16 protein-coding genes and 2 pseudogenes are annotated in these 19,528 nt (G+C 73.1%); 11 read left to right on the forward strand and 7 right to left on the reverse strand.

The window, feature by feature from the left end; genetic code table 11:
- Positions 1–42: 42 nt before the first annotated feature.
- Positions 43–3,033, forward strand: coding sequence for a bifunctional [glutamine synthetase] adenylyltransferase/[glutamine synthetase]-adenylyl-L-tyrosine phosphorylase (locus DNK56_RS09410; RefSeq protein ID WP_111332325.1), 2,991 nt, complete (start codon positions 43–45; stop codon positions 3,031–3,033).
- 90 nt (positions 3,034–3,123) lie between these two features.
- Here DNK56_RS09410 and DNK56_RS09415 read toward each other — a convergent pair whose 3' ends face one another.
- On the reverse strand, positions 3,124–4,014 hold the full coding sequence (locus DNK56_RS09415) for a phosphatase PAP2 family protein (RefSeq protein WP_111332327.1): 891 nt from the start codon (positions 4,012–4,014) through the stop codon (positions 3,124–3,126).
- 219 nt (positions 4,015–4,233) lie between these two features.
- Entirely contained in the window at positions 4,234–5,304 is a 1,071-nt protein-coding gene (locus DNK56_RS09420) for a LacI family DNA-binding transcriptional regulator (RefSeq protein WP_111332329.1), read from the reverse strand.
- Positions 5,305–5,724: 420 nt separating this feature from the next.
- Here DNK56_RS09420 and DNK56_RS09425 point away from each other — a divergent pair, with 420 nt between their 5' ends.
- The 5 genes from DNK56_RS09425 (at position 5,725) to DNK56_RS09445 (ending at position 11,752) form a co-directional block, all read left to right on the forward strand.
- Positions 5,725–7,002 (forward strand): extracellular solute-binding protein, encoded by a 1,278-nt coding sequence (locus tag DNK56_RS09425; RefSeq protein WP_111332331.1) that lies wholly within the window; start codon positions 5,725–5,727, stop codon positions 7,000–7,002.
- A 21-nt stretch (positions 7,003–7,023) separates the two neighbouring features.
- The gene (locus DNK56_RS09430) at positions 7,024–8,040 is read left to right on the forward strand and encodes a carbohydrate ABC transporter permease (RefSeq protein ID WP_111332333.1); all 1,017 of its coding nucleotides are present in this window, start codon (positions 7,024–7,026) and stop codon (positions 8,038–8,040) included.
- Positions 8,037–8,924, forward strand: coding sequence for a sugar ABC transporter permease (locus DNK56_RS09435; protein ID WP_111332335.1), 888 nt, complete (start codon positions 8,037–8,039; stop codon positions 8,922–8,924). The genes DNK56_RS09430 and DNK56_RS09435 overlap by 4 nt, the downstream gene beginning before the upstream one ends.
- 96 nt (positions 8,925–9,020) lie before the next feature.
- The gene (locus tag DNK56_RS09440) at positions 9,021–10,697 is read left to right on the forward strand and encodes a glycoside hydrolase family 13 protein (protein ID WP_111332337.1); all 1,677 of its coding nucleotides are present in this window, start codon (positions 9,021–9,023) and stop codon (positions 10,695–10,697) included.
- A complete protein-coding gene (locus DNK56_RS09445; protein ID WP_111332339.1) occupies positions 10,682–11,752 on the forward strand; it encodes a LacI family DNA-binding transcriptional regulator in 1,071 nt (356 codons plus the stop codon). The genes DNK56_RS09440 and DNK56_RS09445 overlap by 16 nt, the downstream gene beginning before the upstream one ends.
- 217 nt (positions 11,753–11,969) lie before the next feature.
- On the opposite strand, the gene DNK56_RS09450 is transcribed toward DNK56_RS09445, so the two are convergent.
- Both DNK56_RS09450 and DNK56_RS09455 read right to left on the reverse strand, forming a co-directional pair.
- Positions 11,970–12,179 carry a DUF397 domain-containing protein gene (locus DNK56_RS09450; protein ID WP_111332341.1) on the reverse strand — a complete coding sequence of 70 codons (210 nt, stop codon included), beginning with the start codon at positions 12,177–12,179 and terminating at the stop codon, positions 11,970–11,972.
- Entirely contained in the window at positions 12,161–13,003 is an 843-nt protein-coding gene (locus DNK56_RS09455; RefSeq protein ID WP_111332343.1) for a helix-turn-helix domain-containing protein, read from the reverse strand. Before DNK56_RS09455 ends, DNK56_RS09450 begins: the two co-directional genes overlap by 19 nt.
- A gap of 179 nt (positions 13,004–13,182) precedes the next feature.
- Between DNK56_RS09455 and DNK56_RS09460 the strand changes: the two genes are divergently transcribed.
- Together DNK56_RS09460 and DNK56_RS09465 are read left to right on the forward strand one after the other, a co-directional pair.
- Positions 13,183–13,446 (forward strand): hypothetical protein, encoded by a 264-nt coding sequence (locus DNK56_RS09460; RefSeq protein WP_111332345.1) that lies wholly within the window; start codon positions 13,183–13,185, stop codon positions 13,444–13,446.
- Entirely contained in the window at positions 13,443–13,724 is a 282-nt protein-coding gene (locus tag DNK56_RS09465; RefSeq protein ID WP_111332347.1) for a hypothetical protein, read from the forward strand. Before DNK56_RS09460 ends, DNK56_RS09465 begins: the two co-directional genes overlap by 4 nt.
- A 12-nt stretch (positions 13,725–13,736) precedes the next feature.
- Here the strand turns inward: DNK56_RS09465 and DNK56_RS09470 are convergent, their stop codons facing one another.
- A complete protein-coding gene (locus DNK56_RS09470) occupies positions 13,737–13,952 on the reverse strand; it encodes a DUF2399 domain-containing protein (RefSeq protein WP_241989825.1) in 216 nt (71 codons plus the stop codon).
- On the opposite strand from DNK56_RS09470, the pseudogene DNK56_RS09475 reads away from it, so the two are divergent.
- The 3 genes and pseudogenes from DNK56_RS09475 to DNK56_RS36445 all read left to right on the forward strand — a co-directional run.
- Positions 13,858–14,279: pseudogene (locus DNK56_RS09475) on the forward strand (alpha-1,6-glucosidase domain-containing protein); the annotation flags it as partial. The gene DNK56_RS09470 and the pseudogene DNK56_RS09475 overlap by 95 nt on opposite strands.
- Positions 14,280–14,464: 185 nt before the next feature.
- A complete protein-coding gene (locus tag DNK56_RS09480) occupies positions 14,465–16,501 on the forward strand; it encodes an ATP-binding protein (protein WP_111332351.1) in 2,037 nt (678 codons plus the stop codon).
- A gap of 42 nt (positions 16,502–16,543) precedes the next feature.
- Positions 16,544–16,675, forward strand: a complete 132-nt coding sequence (locus DNK56_RS36445) for a hypothetical protein (RefSeq protein ID WP_274543575.1) — start codon at positions 16,544–16,546, stop codon at positions 16,673–16,675.
- A 43-nt stretch (positions 16,676–16,718) separates the two neighbouring features.
- Here DNK56_RS36445 and DNK56_RS09490 read toward each other — a convergent pair whose 3' ends face one another.
- Positions 16,719–17,441: a TetR/AcrR family transcriptional regulator gene (locus DNK56_RS09490; RefSeq protein WP_111332353.1), complete on the reverse strand. Its 723-nt coding sequence runs from the start codon at positions 17,439–17,441 to the stop codon at positions 16,719–16,721.
- An 85-nt stretch (positions 17,442–17,526) separates the two neighbouring features.
- Positions 17,527–19,469: pseudogene (locus DNK56_RS09495) on the reverse strand (hypothetical protein).
- Positions 19,470–19,528: the final 59 nt, after the last annotated feature.

Here is a 19,528-nt window from a genome sequence, read left to right on the forward strand (position 1 = left end):
GAAGGCTGGGAGCTGGACTGGTGGCGGGCGGGAGAGCGCGGGATGACCATGGTGCCGGGGCGCAGGAGCAGTACGTTCACCCGACTTCTGCGGCACGGATTCACCGACCCGTCCGCCGCGGAGCGGCTGCTCGACCTGCCCGACCTGTCCTCCGTACGGTCCGACCCGGTGCTCCTCGAAGCGCTCGGGGCCACCGCCGACCCCGATCTCGCCCTGCGCGGCCTGGTCCGGCTGGCCGAGGCGGAGGAGGCGGGGGAGCGGCAGATCCTGCTGGACACGCTGGTCACCGCCAAGCCCCTGCGCGACCGGCTGCTCGGAGTGCTCGGGGCGTCCGAGGCGCTCGGCGACCATCTGGCCCGGCACCCCCGCGACTGGCAGGTACTCGTCACGTACGAGGCGGCCGACCTGCACCCCGGCATCGCCGAGTTCGAGCGCGAGCTGGCCGGGGCGGGCGACCCGGACGCCCTGCGCGTCGGCTACCGCCGGTGCCTGCTGTCCATCGCCGCGCGCGACGTCTGCGGCACCACCGACGTCGCCGAGGTCGCCGCCGAACTCGCCGACCTCGCCACCGCGACGCTGCGCGCCGCCCTGCGCATCGCCTCCGCCGCCGCGCCCGACGACGCCGCGCAGAGCCGGCTCGCCGTCATCGCGATGGGCAAGTGCGGCGGCCACGAGCTGAACTACGTCTCCGACGTGGACGTCATCTTCGTCGCCGAACCGGCCGACGGCGCCGAGGAGAACAAGGCCATGCAGGCGGCCACCCGGCTCGCCGCCCACCTCATGCGCATCTGCTCCGACACCACCGTCGAGGGCACCATCTGGCCCGTGGACGCCAACCTGCGCCCCGAGGGCCGCAACGGGCCCCTCGTGCGCACGCTCTCCTCGCACCTCGCGTACTACCAGCGCTGGGCCAAGACCTGGGAGTTCCAGGCGCTGCTCAAGGCCCGGCCGGTGGCCGGCGACGCCGCGCTCGGTGCCGACTACGTGGACGCCGTGGCGCCGCTCGTCTGGCAGGCCGCGGACCGGGAGAACTTCGTCCCGGACGTGCAGAAGATGCGCCGCCGCGTCGTCGACACCATCCCCGCCGACCGGGTGGACCGGGAGCTGAAGCTCGGCCCCGGCGGACTGCGGGACGTCGAGTTCGCCGTCCAGCTCCTCCAGCTCGTGCACGGCCGCAGCGACCCCTCCCTGCGCAGCGGGTCCACCCTGGAGGCGCTGGCCGCGCTCGCCCGGGGCGGCTACGTGGGCCGGGTGGACGCCGTCCAGCTCGACGACGCCTACCGCTTCCTGCGCGCCATGGAGCACCGCATCCAGCTCTACCGGCTGCGCCGCACCCACCTCGTCCCCGACGAGGAGCCCGACCTGCGCCGCCTCGGCCGCTCGCTGGGCCTGCGCACCGACCCCATCGCCGAACTGAACCAGGCGTGGCGGCGGCACGCCTCCGTGGTGCGGCGGCTGCACGAGAAGCTGTTCTACCGGCCCCTCCTGGACGCCGTCGCCCAGCTCGCGCCAGGCGAGTCCCGGCTCAGCACCAAGGCCGCCACCGCCCGGCTCGTCGCCCTCGGCTACGAGGACCCGGCGGCCGCCCTGCGCCACCTGGAGGCCCTGTCCTCCGGGGTCTCCCGCAAGGCCGCCATCCAGCGCACCCTGCTGCCCGTGCTGCTCGGCTGGTTCGCGGACTCCGCCGACCCGGACGCCGGCCTCCTCGGCTTCCGCAAGGTGTCCGACGCGCTCGGCAAGACCCCGTGGTACCTGCGGCTCCTGCGCGACGAGGGCGCCGCGGCGGAGAACCTGGCGCGCGTCCTGTCGGCCGGCCGCCTCGCCCCCGACCTGCTGATGCGCGCCCCGGAGGCCGTCTCCATCCTCGGCGACCCGCACGGCCTGGCCCCGCGCAGCCGGGAGCACCTGGAGCAGGAGGTGCTGGCCGCGGTGGGGCGCGCGGACGACGCGGAGACGGCCGTGGCGGTGGTGCGCGGGGTGCGCAGACGCGAGCTGTTCCGCACGACGGCCGCCGACCTGATCGGCTCCTACGGTACGGAGGACAGCCCGGCCGAGTCCGATCCCGGCGCCCTCGTGGACCGCGTCGGCGACGCCGTCACGGACATCAACGCCGTGACCATCGCCGGTGCGCTGCGGGCCGCCGTACGCGCGGAGTGGGGCGACACGCTGCCCACCCGGTTCGCGGTCATCGGCATGGGCCGGTTCGGCGGCCACGAGCTGGGGTACGGCTCCGACGCGGACGTCCTGTTCGTGCACGAACCCCGCGAGGGCGTGGACGAGCAGGAGGCGAGCCGGGCCGCGAGCCGGGTGGTCTCCGAGATGCGCAGGCTCCTCCAGCTGCCCACCGCCGATCCGCCGCTCGTCATCGACCCCGACCTGCGCCCCGAGGGCAAGAACGGGCCGCTCGTGCGCACCCTGAAGTCGTACGAGGCGTACTACCGGCGCTGGTCGCTGGGGTGGGAGAGCCAGGCCCTGCTGCGGGCCGAGCCGATGGCCGGGGACCTGGACCTGGGCGCGGAGTTCACCGAGCTGATCGACCCGCTGCGCTACCCCGAGGACGGGCTCACGGACGACGCCGTCCGCGAGATCCGGCGGCTCAAGGCCCGCATGGAGTCCGAGCGGCTGCCGCGCGGCGCGGACCCGACCCTGCACACCAAGCTGGGGCGGGGCGGGCTGAGCGACGTCGAGTGGACGGTGCAGCTGATGCAGATGCGGCACGGCCGCTCCGTGCCCGGGCTGCGGACCACCCGCACCCGCCCCGCGCTGGCCGCCGCCCATGAGGCCGGCCTGATCGGCGCGGACGACGCCCGGACCCTGGACGAGGCGTGGGTCCTCGCCACCCGCGTCCGCAACGCGGTGATGCTCGTACGCGGCAGGCCGGGGGACACGTTCCCCTCGGTCCCGCGCGAGCTGACCGCGGTGGGGCGGTACCTGGGGTACGAGGAGGGGCACGTCGGGGACATGCTGGAGGACTACCGGCGGGTCACGCGGCGGGCGCGCGCGGTGGTGGAGGAGCGGTTCTACGGGAGCTGAGCGGTTCTACGGGAGCTGAGCGGTTCTACGGGGGCCGAGCGGTTCCACGGGGGCCGAGCCTTTGCGGGGCGCTGCCCCGCACCCCGCTCCTCAATCGCCGGAGGGGCTTGTTCTCACCGCGCTGAGGCGGGGGCGGGACGCCTTGCGCGGAATCCACCTGGGCAGCCGGTGCGGCAGCGCTCCGTACCAGGCGTACGACACCGCGTAACCGAACGCCAGGCAGGCCATGCCGCCCACCGCGTCCAGCCAGAAGTGGTTGGCCGTCGACACGATGACGATCAGCGTGACCGCGGGATACAGCAGCCCCAGCACGCGGACCCAGGGGACCGAGGCCAGGGCGAAGACGGTGAGGCCGCACCACAGGGACCAGCCGATGTGCATCGACGGCATCGCCGCGTACTGGTTGGACATGTTCTTGAAGTTGCCCGACGCCATCGAACCCCAGGTCTGGTGCACCAGGACCGTGTCGACGAAGTTGCCGCCGTTCATCAGGCGGGGCGGCGCCAACGGGTAGAGGTAGTAGCCGGCGAGCGCGACGCCGGTGGTGGCGAACAGGGCCAGCCGGGCCGCCGCGTAACGCCCCGGATGCCGGCGGAACAGCCAGATGAGCACGGTGATCGTGACCACGAAGTGCAGGGTCGCGTAGTAGTAGTTCATCGAGACGATGAGCCATGTCACCGAGTTCACCGCGTGGTTGACGGACTGCTCGACCGCGATGCCGAGGAAGCGCTCGACCGACCACAGCCAGTCCGCGTTGGCGAGGGCGGCGGCCTTCTGCTCCGGGACCGCGTTGCGCACCAGCGAGTACAGCCAGTAACTCACCGCCACCAGCAGGATTTCGAACCAGAGACGGGGCCGCCGGGGCGACCGGGGGGAACGCAGCCGGGACACGACGTGAGCGAGTGGTCTGTCGAGCGCTCTGCCGAGCCCGTGTGTGCGACCGGACTGCTTGGTGTTCGCCTCGGGAGCCGCCTCGTTCACGATGGGTGACGGGGTGGCCTCCGTGCGGCCTTCCTGTCGTTTCACGCTCAATTCACCCATAGGCACAGAGTCTGCCAGATTTGCCCTCTCTGCCCGATGATCCTCCGGTGGGGCGCGGGTTGCACCTCCGGTGACCGTGCGCGGGCATGCCGAAAACCCGCGCGGGGCGGGTGCGGTGGGTCAGTGACGGAGGAGCGCGGGACGGGTGCGGCGGGCCGGCTACGCGTCCGCGTGCGATGCTGGGAGGGACGCCGGCGTGGTGCCGGCCGGGTCCGGGCCGGGGCCCGCGGCGGTGGAGCCGCGTACCACCAGTTCCGGCATGAAGACGAACTCGCTGTGCGGGGCGGGCGTGCCGCCGATCTCCTCCAGGAGCGTACGCACGGCGGCCTGGCCCATCGCCGTCACCGGCTGGCGGATCGTGGTCAGCGGCGGATCGGTGAACGCTATGAGCGGCGAGTCGTCGTAACCCACCACGGACAGGTCGCGCGGGACCTCGTGGGAGAGCCGGCGGGCGGCCCTGATCGCGCCGAGCGCCATCATGTCGCTCGCGCACACCACCGCCGTGCAGCCCCGCTCCAGCAGCGCCGATGCGGCGGCCTGGCCGCCCTCCAGCGTGTACAGGGAGTGCTGGATCAGCTCCTTGATCTCATCGGTCGACAGGCCCAACTGCTCGCGCATCGTGGCGTGGAAGCCCTCGATCTTGCGCAGCACCGGCACGAACCGCTTCGGGCCGACCGCCAGGCCGATCCGGCTGTGCCCCAGCGACACCAGATGCGTCACCGCCAGCCGCATCGCGGCCCGGTCGTCGGGGGAGATGAAAGGCGCCTGCACCTTCGGCGAGAAGCCGTTGACCAGCACGAAGGGCACGCCCTTGGCGCGCAGTTGCTCGTAGCGCCCCATGTCGGCGGAGGTGTCGGCGTGCAGCCCGGAGACGAAGATGATCCCGGAGACGCCCCGGTCGACCAGCATCTCGGTCAGCTCGTCCTCGGTGGAGCCGCCCGGCGTCTGCGTCGCCAGGACCGGCGTGTAGCCCTGCCGGGTCAGCGCCTGCCCGATGACCTGGGCGAGCGCCGGGAAGATCGGGTTCTCCAGCTCCGGCGTGATCAGGCCGACGAGCCCCGCGCTGCGCCTGCGCAGACGTACGGGGCGCTCGTAGCCCAGGACGTCGAGAGCGGCGAGGACGGATTCGCGGGTGGCAGCGGCTACACCGGGCTTGCCGTTCAGTACGCGGCTGACCGTCGCTTCGCTGACTCCCGCCTGAGTTGCGATATCGGCAAGCCGTGCGGTCATGGCACTGGACTGTACCGGGAGCGGGTCGGATTGCCCACCAGGTCAGGGGGGCCGGACACCGTCCAGGTCAGGGGCCCGGACGCCGTCCCCCGGCCCGCCCCGTGCCGCCCCGCACCCACCGGCGGGCCCGAAGCCACTCCCAGCGACGGCCGACGGCAACATCTTGCAAGGCTTTGCGGGCCGGGTTTGCCGGCTGCGGTCAGATCGTCGCACTGCGGAATCAGGGCCGCTCGGCCTTATGTGCCAGGGGGAGAGCAGTTTCGTCAAGTGGCTTGACGGCAACCTTGAGGACACGCCAATGTAACGATCGTCGGGGCTTGCAGAAATCTTCCGCAAACTCTTTCGGTCGTCTTTCATCCTTGTTACGTTCACGTCGACCCGGCGCCGCGACGGAGCGGTACGGCAGTTGAAGGAGTTCAGATGCGACGTGGCATAACGGCCACCGCCCTGGTCGCGGCCCTGGCGCTCGCGGCGACCGCCTGCGGCAGCGATGACGACAAGTCCGGCAGCGGTTCCAAGAGCTCGGGCGAGCTCTCCGGCACCGTGACGTGGTGGGACACCTCCACGGCGGGCAGCGAGGACAAGGTCTTCAAGAAGATCGCCGAGGGCTTCGAGAAGCTGCACCCGAAGGTCGACGTCAAGTACGTCAACGTGCCCTTCGGTGAGGCGCAGAACAAGTTCAAGAACGCGGCGCAGGCGGGCTCCGGCGCCCCCGACGTGATCCGCTCCGAGGTGGCGTGGACCCCCGAGTTCGCGGACCTCGGCTACCTGGCCCCGCTGGACGGCACCCCCGCCCTGCAGAAGCAGGACGACTTCCTGAAGCAGGCCGCCGCGTCCACCAAGTACAACGGCAAGACGTACGCGGTGCCGCAGGTGATCGACTCCATGGGCGTCTTCTACAACAAGAAGATGTTCAAGGAGGCCGGCGTCGAGGTGCCCACCACCATCGCCGAGCTGAAGACCGCCTCCAAGAAGATCAAGGAGAAGACCGGCAAGACCGGTCTCTACCTGCGCGGCGACGACGCCTACTACTTCCTGCCCTTCCTCTACGGCGAGGGCGGCGACATGGTCAACGCCGCCGACAAGGCCGTCACCATCGACGACGCGGCCGGCGTCAAGGCCATGAAGGTCGTCAAGGACCTGGTCGACTCGGGCGCCGCCAAGACGGACGCCACGGACGGCTGGGAGAACATGATGTCGTCCTTCAAGGACGGCGACGTCGCGATGATGATCAACGGCCCGTGGGCCGTCGCCGACACCTACACCGGCAAGGCGTTCGCCGACAAGGCCAACCTGGGCGTCGCCCCGGTCCCGGCCGGCTCCGTCGCCCAGGGCGCCCCCCAGGGCGGTCACAACCTGGCCGTCTACGCCGGGTCCAAGAACCTGGACGCCTCCTACGCCTTCGTCGACTACATGACCTCCGTCAAGTCGCAGGCCCAGGTCGCCGAGGAGATCAACCTCCTGCCGACCCGTACCTCCGCCTACGCCCAGGAGTCGGTCGTCGACAACGAGATCGTCGGCTTCTTCAAGCCGGTCGTCGAGAGCGCCGTCGAGCGCCCCTGGATTCCGGAGGGCGGCAGCCTCTTCGCCCCGCTGGTGACCGAGTACACCAAGGTCCTGACCGGTCAGACCAGCCCGGAGAAGGCCGTCAAGGCGACCGGCGACTCCTACCGCAAGCTCCTCAAGGGCTGGAAGTGACTCAGGAAGGCAGGCCGGCTGATGGCTGTCCACACCAGCCAGTCGGTGGTGAAGGCCGCGGGCGTCGAGAGCGCCCGCGGCCGGAGCCGCGGTACTGGTAACCCCCCGCCGCCCGGACGGCTCCGGCGGGCCCTGTCGACGCACTGGTACGCCTGGACCATGGTGGCCCCGGTCGTCATCGTGATCGGCGTGATCATCGGGTACCCGCTCGTCCGCGGTGTCTACCTGTCGCTCACCGACGCCAACGAGCGCAACGTCGCCCGGTCCATCGGCGTCAACGAGATGCCCGCCACGTACAAGTTCGTGGGCCTGGACAACTACACCGAGGCGCTCACCGGCGACCAGTTCCTCGGCACGCTCGGCTGGACCCTGGTGTGGACGGTCTCCTGCGTGGCCATCACCTTCGCGCTGGGCCTGGCGCTCGCCAACATCCTCAACCGGAAGTTCGCCGGCCGGTCCGCCTACCGGATGGCGCTGATCCTGCCCTGGGCCATCCCCGGCTTCGTCTCCGTCTTCGCCTGGCGCTTCCTCTACAACGAGGACCGCGGGCTGCTCAACAAGATCCTCTCCGGCGGCGGCATCGACGCGGTGCCGTGGCTGAACGACCCCACCTGGGCGAAGTTCTCCGTCATCGCCGTCAACGTGTGGCTCGGCGTGCCGTTCATGATGGTCGCCCTTCTCGGTGGCCTCCAGTCCATCCCCAGCGAGCACTACGAGGCCGCCGAGATGGACGGCGCCACCGCCTGGCAGCGCTTCCGCCACGTCACCATGCCCGGACTGCGGCCGGTCTCCACGACGGTGATCCTGCTCTCCACCATCTGGACCTTCAACATGTTCCCGGTGATCTTCCTGCTCACCCGCGGCGGACCCGGCGAGGCCACCCAGATCCTGGTCACCCAGGCGTACAAGTTCTCCTTCGAGATCAGCCCGCGCGACTTCGCGCAGTCCTCCACGTGGGGCGTGCTGATCCTCGCCCTTCTGATGGTCTTCGCCGCGATCTACCGGCGAGTCCTCCGCACGCAGGGAGACGACTGGTGACCACCGCACCCACCCCCACCGCGCGGCACTCCGCGCCGCGCCCCGCCAAGGTCCGGCTGCGCGGCGAGCGTTCGCCGCTGGCCTCCACGGCACTGCACCTGACGCTGATCGTCGCGTCCGTGATCGCGGTGTTCCCCGTGCTGTGGGTCCTGCTGACCTCGCTGAAGCCCGCCAAGTACGCGACGACGGCGGACTTCTTCAAGGAAACGACCTTCGAGAACTACACGAACCTCATCGAGAACACGAAGTTCCTGACCTGGTTCGGCAACTCGCTGATCGTCGCGGGCCTCACCACCCTGGCCGGCGTCATCATCTCGGCCTCCACCGGCTACGCCGTCAGCCGCTTCCGGTTCCCCGGCAAGCGCGGGCTGATGTGGACGCTGCTGATCACCCAGATGTTCCCGGTCGCCGTCCTCATCGTGCCGATCTACAACATCATGGCGAGCATGGGTCTGCTCAACAAGCCGTCCGGCCTCGTCATCACCTACCTCACCATCTCGGTGCCGTTCTGCGCCTGGATGATGAAGGGCTTCTTCGACACCATCCCGCGCGAGATCGACGAGTCCGGGCAGGTGGACGGCCTCACCCCGTTCGGCACGTTCTGGCGGCTCATCCTGCCGCTGGCCAAGCCCGGCATCGCCGTCACCGCGTTCTACTCCTTCATCACCGCCTGGGGCGAGGTGGCGTACGCCTCCGCCTTCCTGGTCGGCGAGGACAACCTCACCCTCGCGGGCGGCCTCCAGCTGTTCGTCAACCAGTACGGCGCCCAGTGGGGCCCGATGACCGCCGCGTCCGTCCTGATCGCGATTCCCGCGGCCCTGGTGTTCCTGTTCGCGCAGAAGCACCTCGTCACCGGCATGTCCGCCGGAGCCGTCAAGGGCTGAGCACCGCCCGTACGACCCGCACGCACCAGTCACGGTGGCGCCGGTATCCCGACCCGGTCCCGGCGCCACCCCCCACCCAGACACCCCAGGGACGACATGACCCAGCACCTCGCTGCCCCCTCCACCGGCACGTCCGACGCCGCCGCGGGCCACCCCACCGGCTGGTGGCAGGACGCGGTGATCTACCAGGTCTATCCGCGCAGCTTCGCCGACGGCAACGGCGACGGCATGGGCGACCTCGCAGGCGTACGCGGCAGACTCCCGTACCTCAAGGAGCTGGGCGTCGACGCGGTCTGGCTCAGCCCGTTCTACGCGTCCCCGCAGGCCGACGCCGGCTACGACGTCGCCGACTACCGGGCCATCGACCCGATGTTCGGCACCCTGCTGGACGCCGACGCGCTGATCCGCGACGCCCACGACCTCGGGCTGCGGATCATCGTCGACCTGGTGCCCAACCACTCGTCCGACCAGCACGAGTGGTTCAAGCGCGCGCTCGCCGAGGGCCCCGGCTCCGCCCTGCGCGACCGCTACCACTTCCGCCCCGGCAAGGGCGACGACGGCGAACTCCCGCCCAACGACTGGGAGTCCATCTTCGGCGGCCCCGCCTGGACCCGGACCACCGACCCGGACGGCACCCCCGGCGAGTGGTACCTCCACCTCTTCGCTCCCGAGCAGCCCGACTTCAACTGGGAGCACCCGGCCGTCGCCGACGAGTTCCGCTCGATCCTGCGCTTCTGGCTCGACATGGGCGTCGACGGCTTCCGGGTGGACGTCGCCCACGGCCTCGTCAAGGCGGCCGGGCTGCCCGACCTCGGCACCCACGACCAGCTCAAGCTCCTCGGCAACGACGTCATGCCGTTCTTCGACCAGGACGGCGTGCACGAGATCTACCGCAGCTGGCGCACCATCCTCGACGAGTACCCCGGGGACAGGATCGCCGTCGCGGAGGCGTGGACGCCGACCGTCGAGCGCACCGCCAACTACGTGCGCCCCGACGAGATGCACCAGGCGTTCAACTTCCAGTACCTGGCCACCGCCTGGGACGCCCCCGCGCTCCGCCAGGTCATCGACACCTCGCTCGACGCCATGCGGCCGGTCGGCGCCCCCACCACCTGGGTGCTCTCCAACCACGACGTCACCCGGCACGCCACCCGCTTCGCCAACCCGGCGGGCCTCGGCACCCAGATCCGCACCCCCGGCGACCGCGAGCTGGGCCTGCGCCGGGCCCGCGCGGCCACCATGCTGATGCTGGCGCTGCCCGGCTCCGCCTACGTCTACCAGGGCGAGGAGCTCGGCCTGCCCGACGTCACCGACCTGCCGGACGAGGCCCGCCAGGACCCGTCGTTCTTCCGGGCCGAGGGCCAGGACGGCTTCCGCGACGGCTGCCGCGTCCCGATCCCGTGGACCCGCGAGGGCAGCAGCTACGGCTTCGGCGCCGACGGCAGCTGGCTCCCGCAGCCGGCCGGCTGGGGCGAGCTGAGCGTCGAGGCGCAGACCGGCGCGGCCGGCTCCACGCTGGAGCTCTACCGGGCCGCGATCGCCGCCCGCCGGGCCCACCCCGGCCTCGGCGCGGGCACCGACGTGCGCTGGCTGGACGCCCCCGAGGGGCTGCTGGCCTTCGCCCGCCCCGGCTTCGTCTGCACCGTCAACACCACGGGCGCCCCGGTCCGCGTCCCCGTACCGGGCACGCTCCTGCTGTCCAGCGCCCCGGTCGACACCGACGGCGACACGGTCGAGCTGCCGGCCGACACCACGGTGTGGTGGACGGTGTGACGACCGTCCCCCTGCCGAGGAGCCCCGGCGCGGGCGGTGCGCTCAGGCTGTCGGACATCGCCGGCCAGGCGTCCGTCAGCGAGGCCACCGTCAGCCGGGTCCTCAACGGCAAGCCGGGCGTCGCGGACACCACGCGTCAGCGGGTGCTCGCGGTGCTCGACATCCTGGGCTACGAACGCCCCGTACGGCTGCGGCAGCGCAGCGCCGGGCTCATCGGGCTGGTCACCCCCGAACTGACCAACCCGATCTTCCCGGCGTTCGCCCAGTCCGTGGAACAGGTGCTCGCCGGGCACGGCTACACGCCGGTGCTCTGCACCCAGCTGCCCGGCGGCGCCACCGAGGACGAACTCGTCGAGCAGCTGGTCGAACGCGGCGTCGGCGGGATCGTGTTCCTGTCCGGGCTGCACGCCGACACCTCCGCCGACCCGGCGCGCTACGCCGCGCTGAGCGAGCGCGGGGTGCCGTTCGTCCTGATCAACGGCTACAACGAGCGCATCAGCGCCCCGTTCGTCTCGCCGGACGACGCCGCCGCCGTACGGATGGCGGTGAGCCATCTCGCCGAACTCGGCCACCGCCGGGTGGGCCTGGCCATAGGGCCGCAGCGCTATGTGCCCTCCCGCCGCAAGCGGGACGCCTTCGTGGACGCCGCGGTCTCGGTGCTCGGCCTGGACCGCGAGGAGGCCGAACTCCTGGTGTGCTCCACGCTGTTCAGCGTCGAGGGCGGCCAGGTCGCGGCCGGCGCGCTGCTCGACCGGGGCTGCACGGGCATGGTCTGCGGCAGCGACCTGATGGCGCTCGGCGTGGTCCGCGCGGCCCGCGACCGGGGGCTGCACGTACCGCGCGACGTCTCCGTGGTCGGCTTCGACGACTCGCAGCTCATCGCGTTCACCGACCCGCCGCTGACCACGGTGCGCCAGCCGGTCCAGGCGATGGCGGCGGCCGCGGTGGGCGCGCTCCTGGAGGAGATCGGCGGCAGCCCCGTCCAGCGCACGGAGTACGTCTTCCAGCCGGAGCTGGTGGTCCGAGGGTCGACGGCGGCGCTGCGGAGCGCGTGAGGCGACGCGCGCGAGGGCCGGGTCCGGAGGGGGCAGAGCACATGCCCGCCGGGGACCTCGCCGACAGCGACGTCCAGGAGTTCCGCTCCGACCTGATGGGCCACCACCCCAAGACCAACACCCTCGCCGTCCGCAAGGCACTCGACGCGCTCACGCCCGCCAAGGACGGCGCGGACGGCAAGGGGATCATCGGCTCGCGTCGCTTGACGCGCGCGGCTCAGGCGCCCACGGTTCCGTCCTTCACGGCGGACACGAACGACGACCAGTCGGCCGCGGTGAAGGTGAGGGCGGGGCCGCCCTGGTGCTTGCTGTCACGGACGGGGACGACGTCGGCGAAGCTGTGGGAAACCTCGACGCACGCGCCACCGTCCTGGTTGCTGTGGCTGCTCTTGTGCCAGGTCGCGGTGCTCAGATCGATGGTTCGCACGGCAGTTCCTCCAACATACGCAAGATGAATTTTCGTGACTCGGCAGGGGAAAGCGCCAGGTCGCGCGTTGCATCGTACGCACGCTGCATGCGCTCCACCGTAGCGCTCTCCTCATGCAGCTCCCCGCCGTACCCGTGCTCCGTGTACGCCACCGTACGAGTGTCCTGCAATCGGAGAAACCAGACATCGGTGCTCGACAAGCCGTGCAGTCCGGCCGTCTGAGGCAGAACTTGCAGCGTCAGGTTCGGCTGCTCCCCCGCCTCGGCGAGGTATTCAAGTTGCTTTCGCCACTCCTGCGAACTTCGCAGGGCCGTCCGGAGCACTGCCTCCGAGAGAATGGTACGGAAGGGCGGCGAGTCATCCGCTGCCAGCAGCCCCTGCCGCCCCATCCTGGCCTCGACCTGTTGGTCCAGGGCAGCCCCTTTGAAGCCACCGGCCGCAAGCAACTCCCGCGCGTAGCCGGGTGTCTGCAACAGCCCCGGCACGACACTCACGGCGAAGTGCCACAGGCTCGTCGCCTCCGCCTCCAGGGCCATGTACCGCCGGTACCGCTCCTTGAACTGCGTCTGGTCGCTGATGGCCAGCTCCCACAGCGCCAGCAGCAGCCCCGGTGTCCCGTAGTGCTGGTCGAGCGCCTCCACGACCTCGGGTCCGCCGACCGTCTCGCCCTTCTCCATCTTGCCGAACAACGACCAGTCCCATCCCAGCCGTTCGCCGAGCTGCCGCAGACTGTCGCCGCGCGCGGTACGCAGACGCCGCAGCTCCTCCGCGAACCGTGCCCGTGGTTCCCTGCTGCGGCCCGTGACCGCCCGCCTCGTCGGCATCTCGCCCTCCGTGGAACGTGTGGAACGTGGCTCACCCGTCGGGGAGGCAGCCTCCGCCCCCGGTGTGTCACAGCTCCGACGGGGCCATCCTCGTAACAGCCCCCTCACGCACCGTAGTACCGGTCGTGGGGGCGGACAGCGGAATTCACGGAAGAACACCCGAAGGAAGAAGAACCGCCATGACCTCGCCGTCGCAGAAGCCGCACCTCCCCCGCAGGTCGCCCAAGCTCCGGGAGGCGCTGGCCGCCCGTGACGCCCTCGCCGCCGCCCTGACCGCCGCCGGCGTCCAGCTGCCCGCGATGGACGTACGTACTCCGTGGCCGGAAGCGGAGGGTGAGGGCCCCGCCCGGCCGGCCGACTACGCCCTCGTCCACCTCGGCGTCTGCTCCGCCCCCGTCGCACACGCCCTCGCCGAAGTGATCAGGAACGGGGCGGCCGGGTGACCGAGGACGGCGTCCCCCGGGTCGGGACGGCCGTGCACGACGCCGGAAGCGGCCGGGTGGGCCTGGTGATGGGCCACGAGGGCCCCTGGCTCCAGCTCCGCCCGCTCGGCGGTGGCCGCGAGTGGGACGCCGACCCGGACCGCCTACGGCCCCTCGACCCGGCTGAGCTGCTGAGCGCCCGCGTCGCCGAGGCCAACGCCCGCAGCCGCACCGGGCTCGGTGTCGGCGGCATACGGGGCTCCCCGCATGCCGGTCCGGCCGAAGAAGAGGCCCGGTGACGCGAGCGCGTCTCACCCGAGACCGGTCAGCAGCTCGTCCAGCACCGCCTCCTCCTCCACCCGCACCCCCGCCTCCCGCAACGCGTCCGCCAGGCCGGGATCCCACGGGGCCTCTGCCCGGGTTCCGGTGAGAGGCGGTCCGGCGGGCCGACGACGCCCGCTTTCGGGCGCGGATAACGAGCCCAAGTGGCCGTACGCCGCGCCGCTGCTGGCCAACCCGAGGATCACCCCGGGCTGCGCGCAGATCAACGGCACCGCGGCCGCCTACCGGGACCTGCTCACCATCCGCGGCACCGAGAAGGACTTCGGCCTCTCCTCCGCCGCCCGGGCGCGGTCCCGGCTCTCCTTGCCGCTCTCCGGCAAGGACGAGACCGTTTCAACGCCGCCCTCGGCACCACCACCCAGAAGATCGCCGCACTGGCCGGCCAGAAGTACACCCTGCACCCCGTCCAGGCGAAGGGCGCGGATTCTACCGTCAAGCGCTCCTCGTACGAGCGGAGTTCGGGAAGCTTCACCGTTCCGGGACGCACAGTGGCGGTATTCACCCTGCGCTGACCGATATCAGGACTACCGTATGGGGCAGCCGTCCAGGGGGTGCCGCACCTCGCACCCCCTGGGCACGCCTTCCACTCCACCCGGCCGGTCCCGGCCCCCGGCACACGACCCGGCGTCCCTCCTCGCCGGACCGCGCGGACGCGGGGGCCGGGACCGGCCGACCCACCTGTGCAGCGACGGTGACGATGGTCAGCAACATCCCCGAGGAGACCACCAGCTTTGTCGGACGGACGGCCGAGCTGACCGGTCTCGAACACGCCCTCGCCACCGGCCGGCTGACCACCCTCACCGGCACCGGAGGAGTCGGCAAGACCCGGCTCGCCCTGCGCGCCGCCCGCCGCGCCGCGACCTCCTACCGCGACGGCGTGTGGTGGGCCGACCTCGCCCCCCTGCACGACGACGAACTGCTCCTCGCCACCGTCTCCGACGCGGTCGGCCTCAGCGACCACACCCTGCGCAACCCCATGGACGTGCTGTGCGAATGGCTCGCCGACAAGCAGCTCCTGCTCGTCCTGGACTCCTGCGAACACCTGCGCCCCGCCTGCGCCCACCTCCTCGGCGAGATCCTCACCACCTCGCCCGGCCTCACCGTCCTGGCCACCAGCCGCCAGCCCCTCGACCTGCGTGGCGAACAGCTCGTCGAGGTCGACCCGCTGCCCGTGGACGGCGTCGCCGACGCCCTCACCCTCTTCCGGGAACGGGCCACGGCCGCCGCCCCCGCCACCCCGTTCCGCGAACCCGGCACCGCCGAGGCCGCCGCCGACATCTGCCGCCGCCTCGAAGGCATCCCGCTCGCCATCGAACTCGCCGCCGCCGCGGTCGGCCGGCAGAGCGTCCAGGAGATCGCCCACCGCCTCGGCTCCCGCCTCGACGTCTTCGCCGACGCGAGCCTGCGCCCCGTCCGACACCGCACCCTGCGCACCACCATCGGCTGGTCCCACGAACTGTGCACCCCGCTGGAACGGCTGCTGTGGGCCCGGCTGACCGTCCTGCGCGGCGACTTCGACGAGGCCACCGCCGTCGCCGTCTGCGCCGGCGGCCCGCTCGGCGAGGACGGCGTGCGCACCGCCCTGCGCGGCCTGACCGCCAAGTCCGTCATCACCCGCGACGGCACCCGCCACCGCATGCTCGACACACTGCGCGAGTACGGCCGGATGTGGCTCGCCGAACTCGGCGAGGAACGCTCCGCCGCCGACCGGCACGCCGCCTGCTTCCTCCGCCTCGCCCGCAACGCCCACGCCGGCTGGACCGGCGACGACCAGATCCACTGGTACCACCGCATCGCCGACGCGCACGCCGACCTGTGCGCCGCCCTCGACCACCTCCTCGCCCACGACCCGGCCGCCGCCCAGGAGATGGCCGGCCGCATCGGCTTCTTCTGGTGCTGCTGCGGCCACCTGCCGCAGACCCGCGGCTACGCCCAGCGCGCCCTGGACTCCGGACCGGCCGGCGGCCCCCACCGCACCCGCGTCCTGTGGGTCCTCGGCATCTGCGTCCTGCTCCAGGGCGACTACCCGGCCGCCGAACGGATCGGCGAGGAGTGCGTACGGTCGGCCGCGGCGGACGGCACCGACGAGGGCGTCCTCGCCGCCGCCTATCTGCGCGGGCTCACCCATCTGATGACCGGCGAGCCCGAGAAGGGGCTGCGCGAGGCCCAGCGGGTGCTGCGCGCCACCGGCTCCGGCAGCCGGCTCGAAGCCGCCTACCGGCTGCGCTGCCACCTCATCACCGTCTTCGCCCTCACCGGACTCGGCCGGCTGGAGGAGGCGGCGTCGGCGGCCGTCGTGCTGCGCGCCGCCTGCGAGGCCCAGGACGAGTGCTGGACCCGCTCCTACGTGGACTACCAACTGGCCCTGATCGCCCTGCTCCAGGGCCGCGCCGCCCCCGCCGCCGCGCACGCGCGGGCCATGCTCGCCGGCAAGCACCGGCTCCGCGACCGCTTCGGCATCGCCCTCGGCCTGGACGTCCTGGCCGCCGCCATCGCCGCCCAGGGCGAAGGGGCCAGGGCCGCCCGGGTCTACGGCACCGGACAGGTCTACTGGCGCATGGTCGGCCACCCCCAGCGCGGCACCCCCGAACTGGGCCCGGTCCGCGAGGCCTGCGAACGGCGCGCCCGCGAGGCCGTGGGCGACGCGGCGTACCGGCGCGCCTTCGAACAGGGCCGCTCCGACAGCGCGGAGGCGGGCCTGGCCCTCGCCCTGCACGGCGAACTGCTGACGTAGAAGCCGGTGCCGCGGTGCCGGTGGGGCGGCGCCCGCGCCCACATGGTGGAGCCCTGTTGTGCGCGCTCGCGGGTACGGGGAAGGCCGGCCGGCCACCTCCGCGCCGTCGCGGGCCCGGCCCTGCACCTGTCGGCCGAGGCCCGTGACCTGGACGCCTCCTACCGCAAGGCCTGACCGCACGGGGACCGGCCCCGCCGCGCCGCGCGGTCCGGGGCCGTTACGGCAGCCGCTGGGCCGGGACCGCCGGGACGGCCGGGGCCAGGGCGGAGAGCCGGTTCAGCAGGTCGCCGAAGGGGCCGTCCGCCGGCTCCTCCGCCAGCACCCGCAGCACGATGCCCGCCATCTCCTCGTCGTACGCCGCGCTTACGGCGGCCAGCGCGGCGAAGTCGTGCACGAGTTGCAGCTCCAGCTCCGCCCGGGGCACCCGCCGCCCGTCCAGCCAGAGCAGCGCCGTGGACTCGGCGAGCGACACCCAGGAACGGACGACCAGCTCCAGCCGGGCCGACGGCGCGGCCACGTCCAGATGGGCCAGGATCTGCGCGCAGGCCGCCTGGCGCACCCCGTCGATCATGGCGTTCGCCGTGGAGGAGCCCACGGCCGGGCCGCCCCGCATCAGCGCCGCGAAACCGGGCCCGTGCTCCTCCACGAAGTCGAAGAACCGGCCCATCACCCGCAGCAGCCGGGCGCCCAGCGGCCCTTCGCGCGGCTCCAGGAACCTGGCCGCCAGCTCGTCGGCCGCCCGGCCCAGCGCCGCCTCGTACAGGCTCTGCTTGCCCGGGAAGTAGTGGTAGACCAGCGGCCGGGAGATGCCGGCGGCCGCCGCGATCTCGTCGATCGACACCTCGTCGGGCGAGCGGCGGCTGAACAACTCCAGCGCGACGCCGATCAGCTGCTGCCTGCGCTCCTCGACGCCCATCCTGCGCCGCACCCCGGTCGTCATGCCCCCAGCGTACCGACCGGTGGGTCCGGCGCGGCGGACCGGGCCCCTCGCTCCCCGGGCGAACGCACCGGCCCGGACCTGCGGTTCAGTGCAGCGCGTCCACCCGGCCGCCGTCCTCCAGCCGGCCGCGCAGCCGGGGCCGGTCGCCCTCCTCGGCGGGCACCGCGAGCAGCCGCCCCCGCGCCTCGCCCGTCACCCCGCCCGAGGTGGACAGCGACGCGAACTCCCCGCTGCCCGCCGCCAGTACGTACCACCGGCCGCCCGGCGACTGCCACAGCACGCCCGCCAGGACGCGCGGGGCACGCACCCCGCAGGCGGGGGAGTCCTCGGCGCGGGCCGCCACCGTGCCCGGGACCGGGGCCCGTTCGGACGGGTCCTGGAACTGGGCGACGACCCGGCTGCCCGCACCCCGCCAGGTCTCCGCGCGGGTGCACAGCCAGCGCGCCGTGCCACCGTCCTCGGGCAGCGGCTGCCGGGCGTACGTCCAGGAGTTGACCGCGCGCACGCCGTGCGACCGGGCCTCCCGGAGCAGGCACGCGGCGCGCGCCCAGCTCTCCCGCGCGGCCCGCCCGGTGACGTCGTGCGGCGCGCCGGGGGCGCCCGAGGTCAGCCGGGCCGGGGCCGGTTCGCCCAGGTCCGTGACCAGCCGCACCGGCGCGCCGGCGGGTCCGGTCAGCTCGACGGCCTCCCAGGACCGGCAGCCGGTCGCCGCGGCCGGGTCGGCCAGCGCGCCCGTCACCCCGTCCGTCGAGCGCGGCACCGCCCGCGCGGCCCCCTCCGGCGCCAGCAGGTCCCGCACCCGGACCGCCCGCACCCAGGGCGCCGTCAGATAGCGCACCCCGTCGTCGGTCCGGGCCACCACCAGGGCGCCCGACGACGCCTCGTCGGCCCCGTCCACGCGGGCGAAGTCCAGGGCGGCGCCCCGGCCCCGGCCGGCGTCGCCCGGCTCCGCGTACCGCACGACGCGCAGCCCGTCGTGGAACAGCACCACCGCGGAGCCGCCCACCTCGCCCGCGTACAGCAGTTGCGGCGGCCCCATCGGCGGGCCCACCGGGGTGCCCGGCGTCGCCGACGTGCGCACCCCGGCGCCCGGCCCGGCCCACGTCCGCAGGGCCCGCCGCAGCAGCCGGACGTCCCCGGTGCGGTCGCCGCGCGCGGGCCAGACGGTGAAGTCCCGGCGCGGCGACCGCTGCCAGTACGCCGCCGGTACGCGGCGCAGCGCGGCCGGGTCCAGGGCCGCTTCGGCCGCCGGATTGCGCGCGTACGGCGGGGCGGACGGCGCGCGGTGCCCCCAGCCGCCGCCGGGCAGGCCGAGGAGCGCCCCGCACACCAACAGCGCGGCGGCGGCCGCGCAGGCGGCCCTGGCCCTGCGGCGGCGGCCGCGCAGGCGGCCCTGGCCCTGCGGCGGCGGCGCGGCAGATCGGGCGGCCGGGCCTGGAGCGAGCAGGGGTCGAACTCCGGTGACCCCAGCAGCGCGTGGCCGGCCCGCACGCCGTCCGCCTCGACCAGCGCGGCGTGCGGGTCGCTCACCCCGGCGGCGGCCAGCTCCCGCCGGATCTCCCCGTCCGTGAGCCCGTCGAGGCCGCGAAGTACGAAGGCGGCGCGGGCGGGCGGGCCGAGCGCGGCCAGTTCGCGTTCCAGGGCGAGTTCACCGGCGCCGCCCGGATGCGGGAGCAGGCGCAGCCCCCAGACCGTGGGCAGCGGGGGCGGCAGCCGGGGGGTGCGGCGCGCGGCCAGGGCCCGGCGCAGCACCTGGTGGCGTACGAAGGCGTAGCCGGGGCCGGCGGCTTCGTCGCGGCCGGGGCGGCGGGGGAGCGGGACGGTGGCGGAGCCGGCCCGGTGCGCCGCCTGGAGGGAGCGCTGGGCGAGGGCGTGGGCGGCGAGGACGCGCCGGCCGCGGCCCGGCGAGGGCGGCAGCAGGAGGTAGCCGATCCGCACCAGGCGCGGATAGTGCTCGATCAGCGCGGCCTCGGCCTGCTCCGCGCCGGGCGGGGGGAGGGCTGACGGTGGCTCTGGCGATGGGCGCACAGTCAGCTGAACGAGCGAATGATGCGATGGTCACTTTGGGAGCCCCGGAGCGGTCGCCC

Origin of the sequence: Streptomyces sp. AC1-42W, from assembly GCF_003248355.1 — a bacterium.
Classification (GTDB): domain Bacteria; phylum Actinomycetota; class Actinomycetes; order Streptomycetales; family Streptomycetaceae; genus Streptomyces.